We start from the raw sequence: 21,943 nt of genomic DNA, 5'->3' as shown, positions 1-21,943 counted from the left end.
GCCACGCTCTCGCGTACGCTGGCCCGGATCCCCTCCCGGGAAGGAACCCGGATCCCCTCCCGGGAAGGAAACGGCATGGCGCACCTGGTCGCGGTACTCGCCCTGGAGGGCGCGATCGCCTTCGAACTCGGCATCCCCGCACGGATCTTCGGCAACGCCAAGGACGGTGCCGGCCGCCCGCTGTACGAGGTGGCCACCTGCACCCTGGACGGCGGCCCGGTCGCCACCAGCGCCGACTTCCGGATCGCGGTCGACCACGGGCCCGAACTGCTGGAGCGGGCCGACACCGTGGTGCTCCCGGCCTCCCACGACTCCGACCCGGACACCGCGGACGCCCCCTTCACCCCCGAACTCGCCGCCGCCCTGCGGCGGATCCGGCCCGGCACCCGGCTGATGTCGATCTGCACCGGCTCCTTCCTGCTGGCCGCCGCCGGGCTGCTGGACGGCCGCCCGGCCACCACCCACTGGCGCTACACCGAGCTCTTCGCCCGGACGTTCCCGAAGGTCCTGCTGGACCCGGACGTGCTCTACACCGACGACGGCGACATCCTCACCTCCGGCGGGGTCGCCGCCGGGGTGGACCTGTGCCTGCACGTGGTGCGCCGCGACCACGGCAGCGCGGTGGCCAACGCGGTGGCCCGCAACTGCCTGGTGCCGCCGTGGCGCGACGGCGGCCAGAAGCAGTACGTGGAGGCCCCGAGCCCGGTGTCCACCGGCGGCTCCGGCACCGCGGCCGTCCGCGCCTGGGCGCTGGAGCACCTGGACGAGCCGCTGCCGCTGCGCCGGCTCGCCGACCGGGCGGGCATGAGCGTGCGGACCTTCACCCGGCGCTTCCGCGAGGAGACCGGCGCCAGCCCCGGCCAGTGGATCACCACCCAGCGCACCGAGCGGGCCCGCCAGCTGCTGGAGCGAACCGACCTGACGATCGACCAGGTCGCCCGGCGGTCCGGCTTCGGCACGGCCGCCTCACTGCGGCTGCAGTTGCGCGGGCGGCTGGACGTGGCGCCGAACGCCTACCGGCGCACCTTCCGCACCGCCCCGGCGTAGCACCGCCCCGGCGGAGCACCGGACCGCACTCCCCGGGCACAGCTCGGCGGAACGGGACAGGACCCGAGTGAAGCTGAGTGATTCCTGGAAAAAGGCTGGCGGTTGGCCGGGATTCGCCCCGCTGGAGCGACGCGACGGACGGCGGCCGACCGCGTGCGCACCGGGCGCAGCGCGGCGGGCCACCGTCCGACCGCGGCGCACGGGCCCTGAACCCGCGCCGCGACCTCCGCACTCGCCGAGGAGCGGGCCGCGTCCGGCGGGCCACGATCCCCCTGCTGACGCGTTCCCCCTGGACAGCAGCACCGTGGTGGCGGACGGACGTCCCCTCGGCGTCCCCTCGCAACGGAGAGCCGCACCCAAGCGTGATCAGTCGGATACGTCACGTCAATGGGTAGTCCGAAATTCGGAATGGTTGCGTCAACTTTCGGCCGGTGATCACCGCGGCGATCCGCACTGCCCGCCGACCGGCCCGACGGCGGTGCCGGAGACCGCCGAAACCCGTTGCCGGTAGCCGCTATTGAGCCAAAGCCGCCCAGTCCGCCCCGGCCATCGGGTCCACCGGCCGGGCCCGGGTATCGATCTCGCACCAGACCCGCTTGCCCGATCCGTCCGGGTACCAGCCCCAGCGTTCGCAGAGCAGCTCGACCAGTTCCAGTCCGCGCCCGTTGGTCGCGTCCTCGTCCGCACCGGCGTGCCGGGGAGCCGGGGCGACCTGGCTCGCGTCGGCCACCTCCACCCGCAGCAGGCCGGACGGACCGGCCTGCGCGGAGCCGTCGCCCACCGGCAGGCAGAGTCTCAGCACGGCCGGACAGCCCGTGTGCACCACGGCGTTGGTGACCAGTTCCGAGACCACCAGCACCACCGTCTCGGCCATCGGCGCGTCCGGGTCCACTCCGTGGTTCAGCAGCCGCGAGCGCACCCACCGGCGGGCCCGGCCGACCTCCGAGGGCTCCGCCCGCACCGCAAGCTGTACCTGAAGAACCTGCACCGCTCCACCACCCGCACTCGCAGTTCGGCCAACGTCCCGATCGGGCCGGATCAGCCGGCCGGCGGGGCCCTCGCTCTTCGCCCGGTGCTCCCGGGGCCCGCCCGGGAGCTCGCCGACCCGTTCGCCCGCGCCACTCGCCCGCGCCAACTCGTCAGTCGCACACAGGCCGCGACACGAATACGCCTCAGGATGGGCGGGCGGGCGGACGGCAGCAAGCGCTTCGGGCATATTCCGGCGATCGGGGGACAGCGCAGTGCATACTGTCCCGTTCACTCTCGCGAGCCTCGCACCGGCACTCGTCCGGTCCGGGCCGACGCCGGTCCCGCTCAGGGCGTGTGGGACACGCCCTGGCGGGAACGTACCGCCGGACACTCCCACCGCCCCGCCCGCCACTCGGGAACCACCCGTGCGACATATGTCCAACGGGTCTCGAACGGCGGCACCGGCGGGCCGCCCCGCCACGAGCGGCCGAACCACGGGGCGGGGCTCCGTTCTTGCCGGATTCCCTCCCGCCGCCGACCGGCCACGGGATACCGTTGGGTAACGCCAAGCGAACCGGGCAGGAGGGTGGTTCTTGATGGCCGCCCCGGACCGGATCCCGCGCTGGGACGAGCAGTTGCAGCGGCGCCTCGCCCGCGGCGAGGAGACCGCGCTCGGCGAACTCTACGACCGGCTCTCCCCGATGGTGCACGGTCTGGCCGGGCGGATACTCGCCGACCAGGCCTCCGCCGCCCAGCTCACCCGGGAGGTCTTCGCCCACGTCTGGGAGCACCCCGAGGACTTCGACCCCGCCCAGGGCTCGCTGCGCTCCTGGCTCGGCGCGCTCACCCACCGCCGCGCGGTCGAACGGCTGCGGGCGCGCCGCGGCGCCGAGCGGGCGCCGGAGCGCGGCACCGGCGCGACCGAGGAGGAGATCCGCGCCGTGGCCACCGCCGCGCGCATCCAGTACGTGGTCGACTCCCTGCCCCAACCCCTGCGGGAGACCATCGCGGTGACGTACTACGACGGCCGCACCTACCAGGAGACGGCCCGCCTGCTCGGCATCAGCGAGCAGGCCGCCAAGCAGCGGATGCGGCTCGGTCTGGAGCTGCTGGCCACCGAACTGGCCGACGAACGCGCCCGCCAGGAGCCAGGCGCGGTGCACGGGGACGGGACCGGCGACGGGAACCGCGACAGGAACGGGAACGGCGACGGAACCGGGAACAGCGACGGGAACGGCGACGAGGACGAGGGCGGGCGGGCATGAACGAGGAGCGGCACGACGCCCTGCGCTCGCTGCTCGGCGCCTGGTCCCTCGGCGCCTGCCCACCGCGCGAGGCCGCCGAGTTGGAGCAGCACCTGCGCGACTGCGCGGAGTGCGCCGAGGAGGCGGCCCGGCTGCGCGACGCGGCCGGCTGGCTCTCCCTGGACGAGCCGCTGGACCAGCCCGGTTCGCTGCGCCAGCAGGTGCTGGACTGGTGCCTGGCCCGCCGCCCGGCCGAACTGCCCGTCCCCGCCTGGGGAATGCCGTACACCGCGGAGACCGCCAAGCTCGACGCGCTGCTGCGCGACCTCGGCCCGGAGGAGTGGCAGGAGGTGGCCGAACTGCCGTGGCACGGCGGCGCCGAACTGCTGCGCCCGGCCGAGGTGCTGGGCCGGCTGACCGCGGTGGACGGCTTCCTGGCGCTCGCCCTCGGCCTGCCCGACCCGGTCCCGGCCGCCGCCCCGTCCGCACCGGCGCCGACACTCACGCCCGGGCCCGCACCCACGGCCCAGCGCCGGGTGCCGCCGCAGGAGGCGGCCGTCCCGGTGCCGCGGGTGCCGCCGCAGGGCGGCCCGTACGCCGCGGTCACCGCACGCACCGCCCGTTTGCTCGCCGACCAGGCCGGGCTGCCGCCGCAGTCGGTGCGCGCCCGCTGGCGCCAGCAGACCCATGACCTGGTGCGCAGCGCCGCGCTGGCCCCGCAGGGCAGCACCCCGGTCGACCTCGGCTTCGCGGTGCTGCCGCTGCGCGACGCCTTCGTGGACCGCGCCCTGGAGTGCTTCGTGCGCGGCGAGGACGTGGCCCGGGCGGTCGCCTACCCGTACGCCCCACCGGCGCCGCAGCACCTGCGGCAGATGGTGGAGCTGGTGGTCCGGCTGCTGCCGCGGGCGCTGGCCGGGCTGCGGGCGGCGCGCCCGGAGCCCGCCGGGGTGCCGGGCGGGCGGGCCCTGCGGGAGGCGAGGCGGCTGCGGCTGGTGGTGGACGGTCCGGCGGCGGGCGAGTGGCTGGTGCCGCTGGACGGCGAGGAGGCGGGGCCGCCGGGCGGGGAGCCGGTGGCCTCGATGGTGCTGGACGGCCTGGAGCTGTGCCAGTTGGCCGCCGCGCACCGTGACCCGGACCGGCTGCCGGTGGGCGAACACGGTGACCGGGCCGCGGTGCGCGAGGTGCTGCACGCGCTGCCGCTGCTGTCGCGGCCCTGAGGACCGTGGCGGCTCAGCCGAAGACGCTCAGCCGAAGACGACGGTCCGGCTGCCGTCGAGCAGCACCCGGTGCTCGCTGTGCCACTTGACCGCGCGGGCCAGCGCCTGGCACTCGACGTCCCGGCCGATCGCGACCAGCTGGTCCGGGCTGACGTCGTGGGTGACCCGGGCCACCTCCTGCTCGATGATCGGGCCCTCGTCGAGGTCGGCGGTGACGTAGTGCGCGGTGGCGCCGATCAGCTTCACGCCGCGGGCGTGCGCCTGGTGGTACGGCTTGGCGCCCTTGAAGCTCGGCAGGAAGGAGTGGTGGATGTTGATCACCCGGCCGGACAGCTCGGTGCAGAGCTGGTCGGAGAGCACCTGCATGTAGCGGGCCAGCACGACCAGTTCGACGTTCTCCTTCTCGACCAGGTCGAGCAGCTGCCGCTCGGCCTCGGCCTTGGTGTCCCTGGTGACCGGGATGTGGTGGAAGGGGACGCCGTAGCTCTCGGTCAGGTCCCGCAGGTCGGTGTGGTTGGAGACCACCGCGGCGATCTCCACCGGGAGGGCGCCGATCCGGGTGCGGTAGAGCAGGTCGTTCAGGCAGTGCCCGAACTTGCTGACCATGAGGACGATCCGCATCCGCTGCTCGGTCGGGTGGATCTGCCAGTCCATCCCGAAGGAGGCGCCGATCGCGGCGAAGCTGGCCCGCAGCTTGTCGGCGGTGACCGGCTCGGGGGCGGAGAAGTGCACCCGCATGAAGAACAGTCCGGTGTCCCCGTCCCCGAACTGCTGGCTGTCGATGATGTTGCAGCCGGTCATGAAGAGGTAGCTGGAGACAGCGTGGACGATGCCCTGCTTGTCGGGGCAGGACAGCGTGAGGACGTACTGGGCGCTGGCCGGCTGCTGTTCCACTGGGGGTATCCCGTCCTGAGGTCGTGCGAGTTCGTGAATGGTCCAGCGTGTCACATCCTGGACAGTGGGCGCCCCGCTGCCCGTACTGCGGGACGGCACCGCCCGACGGACGCGCCTCAGACCTGGGTCAGGATGCGCAGCACGTCCAGCGACCTGGGGGCCGCGTCCGGGTCCTCGCCGTCGCCGACGGCCAGGGCGACGTGGGCCTCGCGGGCGGCCCGGACGGTCTCCGGCCAGCCGGGGTGGCCGAGGTAGGCGGAGGCGGGGGCGTCCGCGCCGACCTCGTGCAGCATCTGCACCGCGCGCAGCACCGCGACGTCGACCAGGGCGGCCTCGGCGGAGTCGCGGAACATCGTGCCCACGTACTTCTCGGCGGACCAGCGGTCCAGCCAGGTGTCCTCGACCAGCCGGTAGACGGCGTCGGTCACGTCCCCGTAGCCCTCCCGTCCGGCCAGCCAGGTCTCCTGCTGGAATCCGGGGTCGGACAGCATGTGCAGCGCCGAACGCAGTCGGGCTCGCCAGCGCCACCAGGGCAGGTCGTTGAGCGGCATGCCGCCCATCGTGCTGGAGCGGTGGCCCGGACGAGAAGGGTTTCGGGCGGACCGGTGCGAAGAATCTGTGCTGGCGGACATGGTGAACGATCGTACGTTCTCCGTCTGTTCGTGCTCCACTCGCGATCTACACGCGTACCCCTCCGGATTTCAGCCGTCGTTTGCCGAGCGTTCGCAGTTCGGCCCTCTCGGCTTGCGGCTCCGGGTCTTGGCTGTTTCCGGTGCGCCGGATGGCGCCCAGAGAGGGAAGACCGATGACCAGCCGAAGGGACTCGTTCCGGGCCCGTCCCACGATCGCCCGGCGCCGCCGGCGTCCGATCGCCGCCGCAGTGACCGCCGCGGCGCTGCTCCCCACCCTCTTCTCGGCCTCCGCGTGCGGCGGACCGGCCGATGCCTCCACCAGCGCCGACGACCTGACCGTGATGACCTGGGCCCCGTCCGGCACCGGCTCCGCGGACCGCCCCGGCATGACCGCGCTCGCCGACTCGATCGGCCGGGACGTCAACCTCAAGGGCGGGTTGAACGGCCACAAGCTGCACGTGGTCACCTGCAACGAGCACAACACCGCCGACGGCGCAAAGGCCTGCGCCCAGCAGGCGGTGGACGCCGGGGCGGCCGCGGTGATCGGCTCCTACAGCCAGTGGGGCGACGCCTTCATGCCGGTCCTGGAGCGCGCCGGGATCCCGCTGATCGGCGGGTACGGCCTCTCCCAACCCGAGTTCTCCAGCCCGCTGTCCTACCCGGTGGACGGCGGGATGCCCGCGCTGATCGCGGGCAGCGGCCGCCAGCTGGTCGAGGCCGGCTGCAGGTCCATCGCGCTGATCCGCCCCGACACCCCGGCCGGGGACAGCCTGCTCGGCTACCTGGGCAACGCGCTCAAGCCGGCCGGCATGAAGCTGCTGGACGTCAAGGCACCCGAGCAGTCCTCCGACTACTCCTCGGTGGCCCGCAAGGCGATCGGCCGGGACGAGCCCGGCAACTGCGTCACCAGCGCGATGGCCGCCGAGCCGACCGGCAACCTGCTGGACGCCTACCGGCGGCTGACCCCGAAGAACACCCGGATCGCCTCGGTGATCGGCAGCGTCCAGCAGTCGGTGGTCGACTCCACCGGCGGCGACTCCGGCCCGCTGGCCGGCGCGTTCGTCACCAGCTGGTACCCGCCGGAGTCGGCCGGGATCTGGGACGGGCTGCGCTCGGTGGTGCGCTCCGACACCACCGGCGGGCGCACCATCGACGTCTCCGACCCGGGCGTGCAGACCACCTGGGTCGCGTACGAGGTGTTCCGGGTGGTGGCGGAGAAGCTGTCGGCGGCCGGCAAGCCGGTCGACTCGAAGTCCATCACCGCCCTGCTGGACAGCGGCGAGGGCATCGACGTCGGCCTCACCCCGCCGCTGAACTGGGGCACCACCAACATGCTGCCCAGCACCGAGTCGCCGCGGTTGGTGAACACCTGGATCACCTACCAGGTGGTCCGGAACGGGCGGATGACCCTGCAGCAACCCGGCTTCGTGGACGTCCGCTGGGCGCTCACCGGGGGCCGGCCCCCGGCCTGAGCCGCGGCGCGGTGAAGGGCGGGCCCGGGGCCCGCCCTTCACCGTCGTGACGCGTCGTCGTCGCCCCGGCCGGGCGGGCGGGCCGCCCTACAGGTCGCCGTCGCCACGGGAAGGCAGGCCGGTCTGGGTGGCGATCGCGTTCCACAGGGTCGAGGCCTGCTTCTTCGCGGTGGTCGCCGTGCCGCTGGCCTGCACGGCGTTCTTGTAGTGCTGGTTGCCGGTGTCCGGCTTCTTCGGGTCGCAGGAGGACTGGGCGTCGGTCGCCCAGGCCGCGTACTCGTCATCAGCCTGGGCCGAGGCCGTCCAGGCGGCGTTGAGCTGCTCGATCAGCTGCGGGCCGCCGGGCAGCTTGTCGGTCTTCAGCTGCCCGAGCTTGGTCTGCAGCTCGCGCCGCTTGCCCGCCGCGGCGGACAGGGCCTGCTGCGAGTCCGGGAGCTTGTCGCACTTCTGCACCGAGGCGACCGCCGAGACCACCGAACTGCGGCTGTCGCTCGCGGTGCCCAGCAGGTCGGACAGCGGCTGGGCCTGTGCCTTGACCTCGGGGTCGGCGGCGGCGCCGGAGCCACTCGCGCTCGCCCTGTCGGGGGCGGTGCTGCCGGTGGCGGCGACCGGGGTGCTCCCCTGGCCGGTCTTGTCGGTGCCGCCGCCGCTCATCAGGACGGCGACCAGGATGCCGGCCGCCGCGCAGCCCGCCACCACGCCGCCGACGATCAGCTTGTTGGAGGAGCGGCCGCCGCGGCCCGGGCGGCCGCCCCGGGTCGCCTCCGGGTCCTGGCCGTAGCCGGGCTGTCCGTGGCCGTCGGTGCGGTAGCCGGCCTGCCCGTAGCCGTCCGTTCCGTAGCCGCCCTGGGGGTGCGCCGGTTCCTGGCCGTAGCCCTGCCCCGGGTAGCCGGGCTGCTGCGGCTGCGACTGTGGCTGTGCGGCCTGCGGGTAGCCCTGGTAGCCGGGCGCGGCCTGCGGCGGGACGCCGTAACCGGGCTGCGGCGCCGGGTAGCCGCCGCCCTGCGGGTCGCCGCCCGGGTACGGCGGCAGGTGCTGGGTGGCCGGCGCCGGGTCGGCCTGCGGCGGGGCGCCGTAGCCGGGCTGCGGCGCCGCACCCCACTGCTGCTGGGCGGGTACGCCCTCGCCCAGGTACTCCGGCTGACCGGACGGCTGACCCACCGGCGGCACGGCCGTGGGGCCCTGCGGCTGGCCCTGCTGGCCCGGCTGGCCCTGGGGCTGGCCGGGCTCGGGGCGGAACAGGTCGTCCAGGTTGAAGTCACCCGAGTTGGGGTACGAGCGGCGCTGACTCAACGCGATTCCTCACCTGTGCAGGACCGCGCACAGGCGGCGGACCACATCTCGTCGGTTCTTGGGGGCATCACAGTTCCTTGGACGTCGCGCCCACGCTACCGGTTCGCCTCACCGGGTGACCACGTGGGCGGGACAATCCACCTGCTCCCCAGCGCGGACGGTCCTCAGGCCGCCTCCGCGTCCGCCCTGGCGTGGAACTCGCGCACCACCCGCTGCTCCCGGTAGGGCTCCAGCCGGCGCCGGAACTCGTCCAGGTACTCCACGCCCCGGTTGGAGCGCAGCCCGCTCAGCAGCCGCACCGCCTGGGTGCCCGTCTCGCAGGCGCGCTCCAGGTCGCGCTGCTGGAGCTGAGCGGTGGCGAGCAGCACGAGGTCCACCGCGCGGCGGCGCACCCGGGTCGGCGGGTGCAGGTCGAGCGCCCGGCGGGCGTAGTGCTCGGCCGGCCCGGCCTGTTCCAGGTCCCGGTGGCAGTGGGCGAGTTCGTCGGCGAGGTAGGCGTCGTCGAAGTGGACGATCCAGTCCGGGTCGTCCTCGGGGTGGCGCTTCTCCATCATCTGCAGCGCCTTGGCCGACACCGCCTCGCAGGAACGGGCGTCGCCGAGCAGGGCGTGGCCGCGGGCCTCGGCGGCGTAGAACATCGCCATCGCCGTCGGGGTGGCGACCGACCGGGCGCCCTCCTGGGCGGCGCGGGCGAGCTGGGCGATCTCCCGCGGGTTGCCGAGGGTGGCCGCCAGGTGGCTCATCGAGGCGGCGAGGACGTAGCCGCCGTAGCCGCGGTCGTCGGCGGCCTGGGCGAGCCGCAGGGCCTGGATGTAGTAGCGCTGGGCCAGCCCGGGCTGCCCGGTGTCCACCGCCATGTAGCCGGCCAGTTCGGTCAACCGAGCCACCGCGGCGAAGAGTTGGCGACCGGTCTCCTCCCGGTAGGCGCCGCCGAGCAGGCCGGAGACCACCGAGTTGAGGTAGTGCACGACGACCGGGCGCACGTGCCCGCTGCCGAAGCGGTGGTCCAGGTCGACCAGCATCGCGGTGGTCGCCTTGATCGCGGCCACGTCCGTCGGGCCGACCCGGGTGCCGCCGGTGCGGGCCACCACCGGGTCGGGCGGGGTGATCAGCCAGTCCCGGCTGGGCTCGACCAGCGCGGAGGCGGCGACCGTCGCCCCGGTCAGGAAGTCCCGCCGGCCGACGTCGCTGCGCCACAGCTCGCACACCTGCTCCAGGGCGGCGCCCAGGGTCGGCGCGAACTGCAGCCCGATGCCGGAGCTGAGGTTCTTGCCGTCGGCCATGCCGATCTCCTCGACCGACACGCTGCGGCCGAGCTTGCGCCCGAGGGCCTCGGCGATCACGGCCGGCGCCTGTCCGCGCGGCTGCTGCCCGCGCAGCCAGCGGGCGACGGAGGTCTTGTCGTAGCGCAGGTCCAGTCCGTGCTCCGCGCCGCACAGGTTGACCCTGCGGGCCAGGCCGGCGTTGGAGCAGCTGGCCTCCTGGATCAGCTGCTGCAGGCGCTCGTTGGGCTGTCGTGCGACGAGTGGTCTCGCGGCCATTGGGCTTCGCCTCCCCACACCCTCCGGTCCCGGCCGGCGGGCGACGATGTGCTGATCTGTTGCCGACTGTCCGACCGTCAAAGGAATCTGACACCAGGTTAGCGATCAGCAACGCCAGCGGGATACCCACGGTGACGAACCGCACCCCCCGCGCGCCCTGGGGAATGCTTCCGTGCGCCCCCGCTGCGCCCGCCTCCGCCCGCTCCAACTCGCTTGAGTCACCGGTTCGGGTGACATTGCCGGGATACGGCCGACCGGGGGCCTCGGGGCCGTAACCAGCCTCACGGACGGTAGTTGAGCAGCCCGTGGAAGACATCCCCGACGCCCCCGGCCAGGACGAGAACGCCGGCCCGCCCCCGCTGCTGATCGAAGCCGTCGGCTACGCCGAGAACCGCCACTGGGAGGTGGCCCCGGGCGCCTGGCTGGTCGACGGCGACGGGCCCGCCCGCTGCTCCTGCGGTGACCCGCGCTGCGCGCTTCCCGGCGCCCACCCGCTGGACGCGGACTGGGCCCGCAAGGCGAGCGCCGGGCCGGGTGCGGTGCGGCGGTGGTGGACCGAACGGCCCGAGGCGTCGATCCTGCTGCCCACCGGTCGGTCCTTCGACGTCCTGGACGTGCCGGAGACGGCCGGGTGCCTGGCGCTGGCCCGGATGGAGCGGATGGACCTCCAGCTCGGCCCGGTGGTGGTGCTGCCGTCCTCGCCCGGGCGGATCGGGCGGCGGCTGCACTTCCTGGTGCTGCCCGGGGTCGCGGCCAAGCTGCCGGAGATGCTCCGCAAGCTGGGCTGGCCGCCCGGGCGGCTGGACCTGGTCGCCCGCGGCGAGGGGGACTGGACGGTCGCCCCGCCGTCGCGGATCGGCTCCACCGGCTACGCCCAGTGGGCCCGCTCCCCCTCGGAGTCCAACCGCTGGCTGCCGGACGCCGCCGAGCTGATCAGCCCGCTCGCGTACGCCTGCGGCCGCGAGGCGCCCGCCCAGCAGTTCCAGGCCGCCCAGCCGGCCGGGGTCTGACCCCGGACGCCGGCCCCTGAATCTGCCGCCCTGCGCCGATCGGGTGAGGGCGAGCACCGCGCGACACAACGCGCACGAGTGACGGGCCTTGTCTCCCACCGGAGACGGGGCCCGTCACACGCATGTGCGGATAAGGCCTTTGTCTACCCGCTGGTCAACCGGGAAAGCCCCTCGTACGAGTGACAGCGCTCAAGGATTGCCATGATCGGCCGAGGGGAGGAATTGCGGTGCGAGGGGACGCCGGAAGGGTCGCTCGGACGGGGAAGCCGGGCGAGGCGGTGGAGGGGCCGGGAGGGAGCGGGAGGGACGGAGGGGATCGGGAGGGATCCGGGGAGGACGGGAAGGGCCCGCTGCACGGGGAGCAGCGGGCCCTGATCGTCGGTACCGCCGGGGCGGTAGGGGCGGAGGAAGCGGCAGGACCGGCGGCCCGAGGGCTCAGGCCTGGGCGACGAACACGTGCTGGGCGATGTCCTTGCCCAGCTCCGCCGCGTTCTCCCCGCTGCCGACCAGGACGCCGCCGACGCCGGTGGTCACCTTGACCGTGGAGCCCGGCCGGATGCCGGCCCGGCGCAGGGTGCTCATCAGGGCGCTGTCGGTCTGGATCGGCTCGCCGATCCGGCGGACCACCACGTCGGCCCCGGTGTCGCCGGGCTTGACGGAGTCCAGCGGGACGAGCGCGGCGTCGAAGCCCTCACCCTCGGCCTTGGCGTCGCCCAGCTCGTCCAGGCCCGGGATCGGGTTGCCGTACGGGGACTGGGTGGGGTGGCCGAGCATGGCGAGCACCTTGCGCTCGACCGTCTCGCTCATCACGTGCTCCCAGCGGCAGGCCTCCTCGTGCACCTGCTCCCACTCCAGACCGATCACGTCGACGAGCAGGCACTCGGCGATCCGGTGCTTGCGCATGACGCGCACGGCGAGCCGGCGGCCCTCCTCGGTCAGTTCGAGGTGGCGGTCCCCGGCGACCTGGAGCAGCCCGTCGCGCTCCATCCGGCCGACCGTCTGGCTGACCGTGGGACCGCTCTGTTCCAGGCGCTCGGCGATCCGGGCGCGCATCGGGACGATGCCCTCTTCCTCCAGCTCCAGGATGGTGCGAAGGTACATCTCAGTGGTGTCGATCAGCCCAGACATCGCCGCTGGCTCCGTTCTTCGGTGTCCTCACCGCCAATTCTGACGTACCGCACCGACAACCGAGCCCGCCCGGGGCCTCCCGGTACCGGTTTTCGTTCCTGTTGACAGCGGTGCCACCGGGACGCGACCGTGCTCGCCGTAGCTTTCTCCACTGGCGGTCCGGACCACCCCGGCCGCCCCACCCGGCCGGCTCCTCCACCGGCAGAGAGCGAAGGCAACCGATGAACGACCTGGTCGGCAGGTACTTCGACGCCGCGATCGCCCACCTGAACCGGGTCCGCGAGGAGGAGGCCGACAGCATCGAGGCGGCGGCCGCCCTGCTGGCCGAGGCGATCACCGGGGGCCGTCGGGTCTTCACCTTCGGCGCCGGGCACTCCTCGCTGCCGGCCCAGGACGTGGTCTACCGGGCCGGCGGGCTGGTCCCGATGAACCTGCTGAACGTGCCGGGGATGGCCGGGGTGACGATGATGCCCGCGCCGCTGTCCAGCGCGCTGGAGCGGGTCCCCGGGCTCGCCACCTCGACCCTGGACCTGACCCCCGCGACCAGTGGGGACCTGCTGTTCCTGATCTCGCTGTCCGGCCGCCAGGTGATGCCGGTGGAGCTGGCCCGGCACGCCCGGGACCGCGGGCTGAAGGTGATCGGGGTGACCTCGCTGGCCTACCCGGGCGAGGTGTCCTCGGCGCACCCTTCCGGCACCTACCTCAAGGACCACTGCGACGTGGTGCTGGACAACAAGGTCGCGGTGGGCGACGGCGAGCTGACCCACCCCGGCGCCGAGACCTCCTTCGGCCCGGTCTCCACCATCGTCACCAGCGCGCTGATGCAGGCCGTGGTCGCCTCGGCGGTCGGCCGGCTGGCGGACCTGGCGGCCGCCGGGGACGCGCCCGCACCGCCGCTGTTCCGCTCCGGCAACGTCCCAGGGGGCACCGAGTGGAACGCCAAGCAGATGGCCGACAACGCCGGGCGCATCCTCTACACCTACTGACACCCACGTCCGCTGACACCCGACATGACGGCAGGTGCCCACCCGGCCACGGAACGTACCGGACAATCCACCGGGGCTTCCCGGCCATTGCCGACCGCCCCGGCGGGCGCCAGGCGTACCGGGAAGCCGCCGGGGGCAGGAGAGCGGAGGGACCGGAGCGACGGGTGGGGGCCGAAACATGGCGTCTGGTGCGGGACGGACCGGGTGGGTGCGCGAGCGGGAGCTGCTGCCCGAGTTCTTCTGGGCCGCCGACGCGGCCTCGCTGCGCGGCCAGCGCCGCTCGGTGCTGCTCTCCGCCTGGGAACTGGCCCTGCTGCTGGTCGCCGCCGCGACCGGTTCGGCCGACGGCGAGCCGTGGGCCTGGCCGGCCGCCGCGGCCTACCTGGGCGCGATGGCGCTGGCGGTGGTGATCAGCCGGCAGAACCCGCAGGGCCTCTGGTACGAGGGCCGGGCGGCCGCCGAGTCGGTGAAGACACTGGCCTGGAAGTTCGCCGTCCGGGCGGACGCCTACCAGCCGCCGCCGCGCAGCCTGCCGGACGCCGAGGGGCTGTACCGCTTCCAGCTCACCCGGGTGCTGGGCGCCTTCCGGGGCGGTCCGGTGGCCGTGCCGGCGACCGGGGTCGAGATCACCGAGGCCATGCGCGACCTGCGCGGGCAGCCGCTGGCGGTGCGCCGCGAGGTGTACCTGAACGAGCGGATCCGGGTGCAGCACGACTGGTACCGCAGCAAGGCCCGTTACTGCGCCCGCGCCGGGTACTGGACCGGCGTTCTGGGCGTGCTGCTGCCCGCGCTGGGCCTGGCGCTGGCGGTGCTGCGGGCGCTCGGCGCGTTCACCTACGACGCGCTGGGCACGGTCTCGGCGGTGGCCGCCTCGGTGACGGCCTGGGCGCAGCTGCGCCAGTACCGCCCGCTGGCCGCCGCGTACGGCCTGGCGGCCGAGGAGCTGGAGCTGATCCGCCTCCAACTCGCCCGGCTGGACCTGGAGTCGGTCGACGCCGAGGAGATCTGGGCCCGGCTCGCCCGGGACGCCGAGGACGCGGTGTCCCGCGAGCACACCACCTGGCAGGCCCGCCGGGAGGTGCGCACCACCACCGACCGGGAGCACTGAGGAGGAACGCGTGGCGTTACGGATGGTCAAAACGGCGGACGGCCGGGCCCTCGCCGTCGAGTCCCTCGGCGACCCGCGCGGCCGTCCGGTGTTCCTGCTGCACGGCATGCCCGGCAGTCGGGTCGGCCCGCACCCGCGCAGCACCGTGCTGTACCGGCTGGGCGTGCGGCTGATCTCCTACGACCGCCCCGGCTACGGCGACTCGACCCGGCTGTTCGGCCGCCGGGTGTCGCACGCGGCGGCCGACGTACGCACCATCGCCGACGAGTTGGGGCTGGACGGCTTCGCGGTGCTGGGCCGGTCCGGCGGCGGCCCGCACGCGCTGGCCTGCGCGGCGATGCTGCCGGAGCGGGTCAGCCGGGTGGCGGTGCTGGTGGGGCTGGCGCCGCGCAACGCGACCGGCCTGGACTGGTACGCGGGGATGACCCCGTCCAACGTCCGCGCCTACCAGGAGGCGGAGCGCGGGCACGGCCGGATCGCCGACGCGATGGAGTTCCGCTCCCGGCAGATCAAGGACGACCCGGTCCGGCTGCTGAACGGGCTGCGCACCGAACTCTCCGCCGCCGACCGGGAGGTGGTGGCGGACAGCGGGCTGCGGCGGATGCTGCAGAGCAACTACCGGGAGGCGTTCCGGCACGGCGCGGACGGCTGGATCGACGACGTCCTGGCCTTCACGGCCGACTGGGGCTTCGAGGTCGGATCGATCGGGGTGCCGACCTGGCTGTGGCACGGCGCGGACGACCAGTTCTCGCCGGTCGACCACTCCCGCTGGCTGGCCGACCACGTCCCGGGCGCCGAGCTCTTCCTGGAGCCCGGCGCCGCGCACTTCGGGGCGTTCCGGGTGATGACCACGGCCCTGGCCTGGGCGGCGGGCTAGGGATTGACCGGGGTCAGGGGTTCGCCCCCGTCCAGTACGGCCACGACGTTGTCCACCGCCAGGCCGCCCATGGCCTGCCGGGTGCGGACGGTGGCGCTGCCCAGGTGCGGGACCAGCACCGCCCGCTCCTGGGCGAGCAGCGCGGACGGTACGTCCGGCTCGTGCTCGAAGTTGTCCACGGCGGCGGCGAACAGCGCCCCGGACTCCAGCGCGGCGGCCAGCGCCTCCTCGTCCACCACGCCGGCGGTCATGCTGACCACCACCGCCCCGGGCGGCAGCATGGCCAGCCGGCGGGCGTCCAGCAGGTGCCGGGTCTCGTCGGTGCACGGGCAGGTGACGACCAGCACGGTGGAGGTGGCGAGCAGTTCCTCCAGCGGCTTCCACTCGGCGCCGTCGGCCTGCCCGGGCGGCAGTTCGCGGCGGTTGTGGTAGCTGACCGGCATGTCGAAGGCCCGGGCCCGCCGGGCCACCGACTGCCCGATCCGGCCCATGCCGAGCACGCCGAGGGGGGTGCCGGCCAGTTCCAGGCCGAGCAGGAAGTTGGGGCTCCAGGTCCAGGGCGTGCCGGAGCGCAGCAGCCGCTCGCCCTCGCCGAGCCGGCGGGTGGCGGCCAGCAGCAGCGCCCAGGCGGTCTCGGCGGTGGCGTTGGTGAGCACCCCGGGGGTGTTGGTGACCACCACGCCGCGTTCGGCGCAGGCCGCGAGGTCGATGTTGTGGTAGCCGACCGCGTGGTTGGCGACGATCTCCAGCTGCGGGCCGGCCGCGTCCAGGAACTCGGCGTCGACCCGGTTGTTCAGGGTGGTGAGCACGGCCCGGCGCCCGCGGACGGCGTCGAGCAGTTCGGCCCGCTCCAGCTCCCGGTCGCTCTCGCGGCAGGTGGCGGCGTACCGGGCGGTGAGCCGTTCGAGGACGCCGGGCGCGGGGCGCCGGGTGACCAGGACCGGGGGCGGAGTGTCCATGCGCACCTTCCGTGATTCGCTCGCTGCGCTCGCAGGGCGCAGCGTACCCCGCCCCCTTCCCCGGTCACACCGGCTGCGGCTCCAGGTCGCGGTTGATCCGCTTCCAGCCGCGCGCGGACACCGTGTTGGGGTGCTCCTCGCCGAACTGCCGGATCAGCTCGGAGATCGCCCGGGCGCGCAGTTCGGCGGCCTGGGTGTGCCGGCCGGCCGCCCGCAGGGTGACCGCCAGGTTGGCCTCGCAGGCCACCGCGTCCGGGTGCTGCGAGGAGTAGCGCGCGCACAGGCCCGCGTACGCCGCCCGGCCGAGTTCCTCGGCGAGTTCGGTCTGCCCGTCGTCGCCGTAGGCGTTGGCCAGGTTGATCACCGCGTTGAGGGTGTACGGGTGGTCCGCCCCGACCGAGCGGGTCAGTCCCTCCACGGTGAGCCGACCGCGTTCGATGGCGCCCTGGACGTCGCCGCTGCCGCGCAGGTAGATGCCCAGGTTGTTGGCGCAGGCCAGGGTGAACGGGTGCTCGTCGCCGAACAGCCGCCGGTGGCCCTCGAAGACGGTGGCGCAGAGGTCGCGGGCGGCCTCCTTGTCGCCGGAGGCGCTGTGGTCGGCGGCCAGGTTGAGCGCGCAGGCCAGCGCGTCGGGGGCGTCGGCACCGTAGCGCTCCAGGTAGCGCTCGTAGGTCTCCCTGGTGATCCGGCGGGCCTCGGAGAGCTGGCCGATCCGGCGCAGTGAGACCGCGAGCGACTTGGCGTTGCGCAGGTTCTCCGGCAGGTCGGGGTCGAGCACGTCGCCGAGGTCGGAGGTGACCTCCTGGAGGAGGTCCACCGAGCCGCGGTAGTCACCGAGTTCGCGCAGGTCGCGGGCCAGGTTGGACTTGGTGGACAGGGTGTAGGGGTGCTTGGGGCCGAGGACGGCGGTGCGCCGGTCCAGGGTCTCCTGGTCGAGTTCGCGGGCGGCCTCGCTGTTGCCGACCAGCCGGTAGTCGATGGCCAGGTTGTTCGCCATCGACAGGGTGCGCGGATTGTCGTCGCCGAACAGCTCGCGGAACTGCTCCAGGATCTCCTGGTCGAGGTCGAGCGCGGCCTGGAAGCGGCCGAGCGCCCGGCGGTCGGCGCCGAGCGAGCCGGCCGTCATCAGGGTGTAGGGGTGGTGCTCGCCGAGCAGCGCCCGCTGGCGCTCCAGGGTGGCCTCGTCCAGGGCCAGCGCCTCGGCGTAGTTGCCCTGGGAGCGCAGCACGTTGGCGAGTTGGAAGCGCAGCAGCAGGGTCTGCCGGTCGTCCTCGCCGAGCTTGCCGGTCCACTCGCTGTCCAGGGCGTGGCCGAGGTCGCGGGCGCGGTCGAGTTCGCCGCGCTTCCACAGGTAGCGGACCCGGTCGATGAGCAGCTGGCGGGTGTCGGCCTCGTCGCAGTTGTGGGCCTTGGAGGGCGACAGGTGGGGCCAGATCTCGTCGAAGGCGGGCCAGTTGGCCGGGTCGTCGGTGTCGCCGAGGACGGGCCGGGCGCCGGTGAGGATGCGGTGCACCTCGTGGACGGCGACCTCCTGCTCGTCGTCGCTCATCCCGGCCCGGATCACGGCCTGGACGAGCCGGTGCACCTGGAAGCTGTTGCTGCCGGCGTCGACCTTGGCGAGGGCGTACCGGCCGATCGCCTGGATGACCTTGCCGAGCATGAACTTGTCGCTGAGGTCGGCGTCGTACTTCACCAGCGCCCGGATCATCTGGTCGCTGTAGAAGAGGTTCATCGAGATCGGCTCGGGCGCGAAGAAGGCGCACAGCTGGAGCAGCCGCACGGCGGCCGGGGACTGCTGGCGCAGCCGCCCGATCGAGACGTTCCAGGTCGCCGCGACCGGGGTCGGGTAGTCGGTGGGGTGGTCGACGGCGAGGGCGCGGGCGGCCTCGGCGTGCAGCTGGGTGACGTAGGCGTCCACCGGGGTGCCGGTGGTGTCCAGCCAGGCGGCGGCCACCTCAACGGCCAGCGGCAGGTCGCCGACGGCCTCGGCGACCCGGTCGGCGTCCGCCCGGGAGAGGCTGCGGGCGCGCCGGCACAGGTGCTCGACGCTCTCGCCGCGCGTGAAGACGTCGACCTCCAGCGCCTCGGCGTGGCCGGTCCAGGCCTGGTTCCGGGAGGTGACCAGGATGTGGCCGGAGCCGCCGGGGAAGAAGCGGCGGATCTCGCTGGGCTCGTCGGCGTTGTCGAAGATCAGCAGCCAGCGCGAGGTGGGCACGCCGCGGCGCAGCGCCTCCCGGGCGGCCTCGGCGGCCTCGGTGACGGAGTCGCCGACGCGCAGGCCGAGGCGGCGGGCGAGTTCGGCGAGCGCGGGGGCGACCAGCTCGGTCTGCTCGGCGTCGATCCACCAGACCAGGTCGTAGTCGGACATGAAGCGGTGGGCGTACTCCAGCGCGACCTGGGTCTTGCCGACGCCGCCGAGCCCGTACAGGGTCTGCGGGGTGGGCAGGACGGCCGCCATGCCTCCGCGCAGCTGGTTGCGCAGCTGCTCCAGGACGGCGGCGCGGCCGGTGAAGGACGGGTTGCGCGGCGGCACGTCCCACACCGAGGGCTTGCTGCCGGGGAAGCGCGGGCCGCCGCTGGGGGCGTCACCAAGCGGGGCGTCGCCGCGCCCGAGCGCCCGCAGCAGGCTCTGGACGGACTGGGCCTCGTCGCGGCCGACCAGGTCGACCGGGTTGCGGTTGCTGAACGGCGCGGTGAGCCGGACGTCGCCGACGCGCACCGGCAGCAGCTGGCGCCGGGTGCCGGAGGGGTCGGAGTTGACCACCGACTCCCACAGCGCGCGGGCCTGCGGGGAGCGCTGGTAGGCGGGCGAGAGCACGGCGACGGTGCGGTAGGCGGAGTCGATGCCCCGCTCGGTCTCCTCCCTCGGGTCGGTGCCGGCGCTGAGGTCGCGCGGCAGCACCCGGAAGCCGGCCCGGGTCAGCACGGACTCGATCCAGTCCGCCCACATCCGGTCCTCGGGCACGTAGGACAGGTAGAGGTCGGCGGGGACGGACGGGCGGCGGCGGGTGAAGGCGTCCACGTAGCGCAGCCGCACCTCCTCGTCCACCGGCGGCAGTCCGGTGACCCGCCCCTCGGTGATCATGGAGGTGAGCCGTTCGCAGGCGGCCAGCATCGAGGTCGGGGTGCCGGTCTGGTCGCCGAAGGTGGCGAGGATCTCCTCGTAGGCGTAGAACGGCCGGTACGGGATCTCCACCGAGCCCCAGTAGCCGGCGAGTTCCTCACCGCTCAGGCCCGCGGGCAGGCCGTCGAAGCGCACCCGGGCGAGGGCGCGGCCCGCGTCCGCCTTCTCCTTCTCGCCCTCGTCGATGCGCATCGGGACGGGCAGGATGCGGATGCCGCGGTCGCGGTAGCGGTCGTGGATGTGCTGGGCGATCCGGGAGGCGCCGTCGATGGACTGGTCGCTGAGGGTGAAGCAGACCACCAGGTCGTCGGGCATCTGGACGGTGCAGATCTCGGCGATGTCGGACAGGCCGGTGCGGGAGTCGATCAGCACGTAGTCGTAGCGCTTGGACATGTCGGCCTTGAGCGCGTCGAAGAACTGCCCGCCGTCGAAGCGGTCGTAGAAGATGTCCCAGTCGAGGTGGGTGACGGCCTCGGAGTAGTCGCGGTTGAACTGGCCCGCGGAGAGGAAGTCCAGGCTGCCGCCGGACGGGAAGTGCGGCCAGGACAGCGACAGCGCGTGCGGGTGCACCCGGGCGAAGTCCAGGTGCCAGCCCTCGGCGTGCTCGACCGGGCGCAGCGCCTCCTCGCGGTACTCGGCGATGAGGTCCATCATCCCGGTGGTGCCGGCCAGCGAGGCCGGGTCGAGGAAGGGGTGGAAGAACTTGGCGAGGCCGGGCGCCTCCAGGTCCCAGTCCACGGTGAGCACCCGGAAGCCGTTGGCGGCGAGGATCCAGGCGGTGTTGGCGAGGGCCATGGTGCGGCCGGTGCCGCCCTTGTAGGAGTAGAAGGTGATGATCCGGCCCTGGCGGTCCTGCTCCGCGGCCTGCCTGGCGGCCTCGCGCGCGGCGGCCAGCTCGGCGGCGCCGATCCGGAAGTTCCTGGTGGTGTTGTCACTCATCGGTACGGTCCTCCCAAGGGCGCCATCCCAGCATCGGGGTCATCGCCGTCGTCACGGTCGTCGCGGGTGTCGCGGTGGTCGTTGTCACGGGCGGTGCGGTGGTTGCTTCCGGAGTCCGGGTCGCGGTCTCGGTCGCGGTCGCGGTCGTAGGGCTCCGGCTCGTAGGGTTCCGGCCGGTGTCCGCCGAAGCCGTCCGGCCCGTACGCCCCCGGTCCGCGCCGGAAGGCCTCCCGCAGGCTCGGCCGGGGCGTCGGCGGCTCCTCCGGTTCGGCCCTGGTGCGGCCCTCGAAGGCGTACTTGGCCTTCATCGCCGCCCGGGGCAGCGCGTCGTCGAAGTCCTCCAGGGTGTCCAGCCCGGTCGGGCCGGTCACCCCGAGGAAGCTCGGGCGGCCGGCCCGCCGGGTGATCCGCAGTATCTGGTCGCTGAGCTCGACCAGTTCGCGGCCGCCGCCGTCGCACTCGGGGTCGTCGCTGTTCCACGGCTCCAGCACGCTCACCCAGGTGGCGTCGCAGCGGTCGAAGCGGCGGACCAGCTCGCGACGGTGCGGGTCGCGCAGCGCCCACCGGTCCAGCAGCAGCAGTCCGGGGGCCTCGGCGTTGCCCTCGATGATCGACTCGACCTCGTCGTCGAACTCGTGCACGGTCGGCTGGAACCCCAACTGCCGTGCCAGGCGCACCGCGTGCTGGGCGATCGGCGACCCGGCCGGGCGGTAGGGGTGCCAGTCGGTGCGCCGGGCACCGTAGAAGTCGGGGTTGCGGTCCGGCGGCAACTCGCCCTGGTGGTAGGTGAGTACGGAGATCCGCAGCTGCTTGGTCGGGGCGGTCACGTTGAAGGCGCTGGGCAGCGCGTTGAAGTCCAGCCGGCGGCCCACCGGGATCACCGTCTCCTCCGCCACCTGCACGATCCGCGCGGCCAGCCGGTGCACGGCCAGTTCGTAGGCGGCGCGGAAGTAGCTGAGCTTCATCAGCGCGTACAGGCCCTCGGTGGCGTAGTCAGGGCCGAAACCCGCGTGGTTGAACTGGAGTTCACTGGCCACCTTGGGCAGCCGGTAGCGGCTCATCGGCGCCCACAGCACCGGGACGATGCCGCTGGTGCGCTCGGCGTCGATGGTCGCCGGGTACACCGGGCGGCGGGTGAAGGCGTGCCATTCCTGACCGCACGGAACGCTGTTGAAGTAGCGGGGCGAGTACAGCGGCACGAACACCCGGCAGCTGGCCAGCTCCTCGGACAGCCGTTCGGCCCACAACTCGCCCTGGTGCATGGACTCGTCCATGAACCCGACCGGCACCCCGGCCGGGACGGTGGTGAGTTGCAGCACCGCCTCGCAGAGGTCCCGGTACAGCTGGCGGACCCAGTGGTTCGGGTCACCGGCGCCGCGCGCGCCTGACTTGGGGGTGTGCGCGTAGGAGAGGAAGAAGTACGGCCGGGCCTCGTCCTCGTCCCAGCCACGGTCGTTCACACGCGCCTCCCCCGGGCCCGTCGGCAACCTGGTTCCCGCAGCC

Annotated in this window: 17 protein-coding genes; 8 read left to right on the top strand and 9 right to left on the bottom strand. The window is 73.7% G+C overall.

Features of this window, described 5'->3' with window-relative positions; all coding sequences use genetic code 11:
* Positions 1-75 precede the first annotated feature (75 nt).
* Complete coding sequence (locus tag ACH4J0_RS15410; protein WP_396240182.1) at positions 76-1,047, top strand: GlxA family transcriptional regulator; 972 nt, start codon at positions 76-78, stop codon at positions 1,045-1,047.
* A 514-nt stretch (positions 1,048-1,561) separates the two neighbouring features.
* On the opposite strand, the gene ACH4J0_RS15405 is transcribed toward ACH4J0_RS15410, so the two are convergent.
* On the bottom strand, positions 1,562-2,035 hold the full coding sequence (locus ACH4J0_RS15405) for an ATP-binding protein (RefSeq protein ID WP_396240180.1): 474 nt from the start codon (positions 2,033-2,035) through the stop codon (positions 1,562-1,564).
* 577 nt (positions 2,036-2,612) lie between these two features.
* On the opposite strand from ACH4J0_RS15405, the gene ACH4J0_RS15400 reads away from it, so the two are divergent.
* Entirely contained in the window at positions 2,613-3,281 is a 669-nt protein-coding gene (locus tag ACH4J0_RS15400; RefSeq protein WP_396240178.1) for a sigma-70 family RNA polymerase sigma factor, read from the top strand.
* A complete protein-coding gene (locus ACH4J0_RS15395; RefSeq protein ID WP_396240176.1) occupies positions 3,278-4,477 on the top strand; it encodes a zf-HC2 domain-containing protein in 1,200 nt (399 codons plus the stop codon). The genes ACH4J0_RS15400 and ACH4J0_RS15395 overlap by 4 nt, the downstream gene beginning before the upstream one ends.
* Before the next feature lie 27 nt (positions 4,478-4,504).
* On the opposite strand, the gene purU is transcribed toward ACH4J0_RS15395, so the two are convergent.
* Together purU and ACH4J0_RS15385 are read right to left on the bottom strand one after the other, a co-directional pair.
* Complete coding sequence (gene purU / locus ACH4J0_RS15390; RefSeq protein WP_396240174.1) at positions 4,505-5,371, bottom strand: formyltetrahydrofolate deformylase; 867 nt, start codon at positions 5,369-5,371, stop codon at positions 4,505-4,507.
* A 116-nt stretch (positions 5,372-5,487) separates the two neighbouring features.
* Positions 5,488-6,003, bottom strand: coding sequence for a hypothetical protein (locus ACH4J0_RS15385; protein ID WP_396240172.1), 516 nt, complete (start codon positions 6,001-6,003; stop codon positions 5,488-5,490).
* A gap of 173 nt (positions 6,004-6,176) precedes the next feature.
* Between ACH4J0_RS15385 and ACH4J0_RS15380 the strand changes: the two genes are divergently transcribed.
* Positions 6,177-7,475, top strand: coding sequence for an ABC transporter substrate-binding protein (locus ACH4J0_RS15380; protein WP_396240170.1), 1,299 nt, complete (start codon positions 6,177-6,179; stop codon positions 7,473-7,475).
* A gap of 87 nt (positions 7,476-7,562) precedes the next feature.
* On the opposite strand, the gene ACH4J0_RS15375 is transcribed toward ACH4J0_RS15380, so the two are convergent.
* Positions 7,563-8,768, bottom strand: coding sequence for a hypothetical protein (locus tag ACH4J0_RS15375; protein WP_396240168.1), 1,206 nt, complete (start codon positions 8,766-8,768; stop codon positions 7,563-7,565).
* A gap of 164 nt (positions 8,769-8,932) precedes the next feature.
* A complete protein-coding gene (locus ACH4J0_RS15370; protein WP_396240166.1) occupies positions 8,933-10,309 on the bottom strand; it encodes a transcriptional regulator in 1,377 nt (458 codons plus the stop codon).
* Positions 10,310-10,614: 305 nt separating this feature from the next.
* Here ACH4J0_RS15370 and ACH4J0_RS15365 point away from each other — a divergent pair, with 305 nt between their 5' ends.
* Positions 10,615-11,319, top strand: coding sequence for a bifunctional DNA primase/polymerase (locus ACH4J0_RS15365; RefSeq protein WP_396240164.1), 705 nt, complete (start codon positions 10,615-10,617; stop codon positions 11,317-11,319).
* A 435-nt stretch (positions 11,320-11,754) separates the two neighbouring features.
* On the opposite strand, the gene ACH4J0_RS15360 is transcribed toward ACH4J0_RS15365, so the two are convergent.
* Positions 11,755-12,447, bottom strand: coding sequence for a metal-dependent transcriptional regulator (locus tag ACH4J0_RS15360; RefSeq protein WP_396240162.1), 693 nt, complete (start codon positions 12,445-12,447; stop codon positions 11,755-11,757).
* 221 nt (positions 12,448-12,668) lie between these two features.
* Here ACH4J0_RS15360 and ACH4J0_RS15355 point away from each other — a divergent pair, with 221 nt between their 5' ends.
* The 3 genes from ACH4J0_RS15355 to ACH4J0_RS15345 all read left to right on the top strand — a co-directional run bounded on the left by ACH4J0_RS15355 (position 12,669) and on the right by ACH4J0_RS15345 (position 15,418).
* Positions 12,669-13,433, top strand: coding sequence for an SIS domain-containing protein (locus tag ACH4J0_RS15355; RefSeq protein ID WP_396240160.1), 765 nt, complete (start codon positions 12,669-12,671; stop codon positions 13,431-13,433).
* A 208-nt stretch (positions 13,434-13,641) separates the two neighbouring features.
* On the top strand, positions 13,642-14,541 hold the full coding sequence (locus tag ACH4J0_RS15350; protein WP_396240158.1) for a DUF4231 domain-containing protein: 900 nt from the start codon (positions 13,642-13,644) through the stop codon (positions 14,539-14,541).
* Between the two features lie 22 nt (positions 14,542-14,563).
* On the top strand, positions 14,564-15,418 hold the full coding sequence (locus ACH4J0_RS15345) for an alpha/beta fold hydrolase (protein WP_396240449.1): 855 nt from the start codon (positions 14,564-14,566) through the stop codon (positions 15,416-15,418).
* Here ACH4J0_RS15345 and ACH4J0_RS15340 read toward each other — a convergent pair.
* The 3 genes from ACH4J0_RS15340 to ACH4J0_RS15330 all read right to left on the bottom strand — a co-directional run bounded on the left by ACH4J0_RS15340 (position 15,415) and on the right by ACH4J0_RS15330 (position 21,900).
* Positions 15,415-16,377 carry a 2-hydroxyacid dehydrogenase gene (locus tag ACH4J0_RS15340; protein ID WP_396240156.1) on the bottom strand — a complete coding sequence of 321 codons (963 nt, stop codon included), beginning with the start codon at positions 16,375-16,377 and terminating at the stop codon, positions 15,415-15,417. The genes ACH4J0_RS15345 and ACH4J0_RS15340 overlap by 4 nt on opposite strands.
* Before the next feature lie 64 nt (positions 16,378-16,441).
* Complete coding sequence (gene fxsT, locus ACH4J0_RS15335) at positions 16,442-20,440, bottom strand: FxSxx-COOH system tetratricopeptide repeat protein (protein WP_396240154.1); 3,999 nt, start codon at positions 20,438-20,440, stop codon at positions 16,442-16,444.
* Positions 20,437-21,900: a TIR-like protein FxsC gene (locus ACH4J0_RS15330; RefSeq protein WP_396240152.1), complete on the bottom strand. Its 1,464-nt coding sequence runs from the start codon at positions 21,898-21,900 to the stop codon at positions 20,437-20,439. Before ACH4J0_RS15330 ends, fxsT begins: the two co-directional genes overlap by 4 nt.
* Between the last annotated feature and the right edge of the window lie 43 nt (positions 21,901-21,943).

The sequence above is a fragment of the Kitasatospora sp. NPDC017646 genome, from assembly GCF_044329365.1.
In the GTDB taxonomy this organism is placed as follows: Bacteria; Actinomycetota; Actinomycetes; order Streptomycetales; family Streptomycetaceae; genus Kitasatospora.
Note: the sequence above shows the minus strand (reverse complement) of the source record. Positions and strands in the feature narration are given on the sequence as shown.

Coding starts and splice junctions, on each gene's coding strand:
- ACH4J0_RS15355 (WP_396240160.1), top strand. CDS start 12,669: ATGAACGACCTGGTCGGCAGGTACTTCGACGCCGCGATCGCCCACCTG.
- ACH4J0_RS15360 (WP_396240162.1), bottom strand. CDS start 12,447: ATGTCTGGGCTGATCGACACCACTGAGATGTACCTTCGCACCATCCTG.
- ACH4J0_RS15340 (WP_396240156.1), bottom strand. CDS start 16,377: ATGGACACTCCGCCCCCGGTCCTGGTCACCCGGCGCCCCGCGCCCGGC.
- ACH4J0_RS15410 (WP_396240182.1), top strand. CDS start 76: ATGGCGCACCTGGTCGCGGTACTCGCCCTGGAGGGCGCGATCGCCTTC.
- ACH4J0_RS15345 (WP_396240449.1), top strand. CDS start 14,564: ATGGTCAAAACGGCGGACGGCCGGGCCCTCGCCGTCGAGTCCCTCGGC.
- fxsT (WP_396240154.1), bottom strand. CDS start 20,440: ATGAGTGACAACACCACCAGGAACTTCCGGATCGGCGCCGCCGAGCTG.
- ACH4J0_RS15380 (WP_396240170.1), top strand. CDS start 6,177: ATGACCAGCCGAAGGGACTCGTTCCGGGCCCGTCCCACGATCGCCCGG.
- ACH4J0_RS15370 (WP_396240166.1), bottom strand. CDS start 10,309: ATGGCCGCGAGACCACTCGTCGCACGACAGCCCAACGAGCGCCTGCAG.
- ACH4J0_RS15385 (WP_396240172.1), bottom strand. CDS start 6,003: ATGTCCGCCAGCACAGATTCTTCGCACCGGTCCGCCCGAAACCCTTCT.
- ACH4J0_RS15400 (WP_396240178.1), top strand. CDS start 2,613: ATGGCCGCCCCGGACCGGATCCCGCGCTGGGACGAGCAGTTGCAGCGG.
- ACH4J0_RS15395 (WP_396240176.1), top strand. CDS start 3,278: ATGAACGAGGAGCGGCACGACGCCCTGCGCTCGCTGCTCGGCGCCTGG.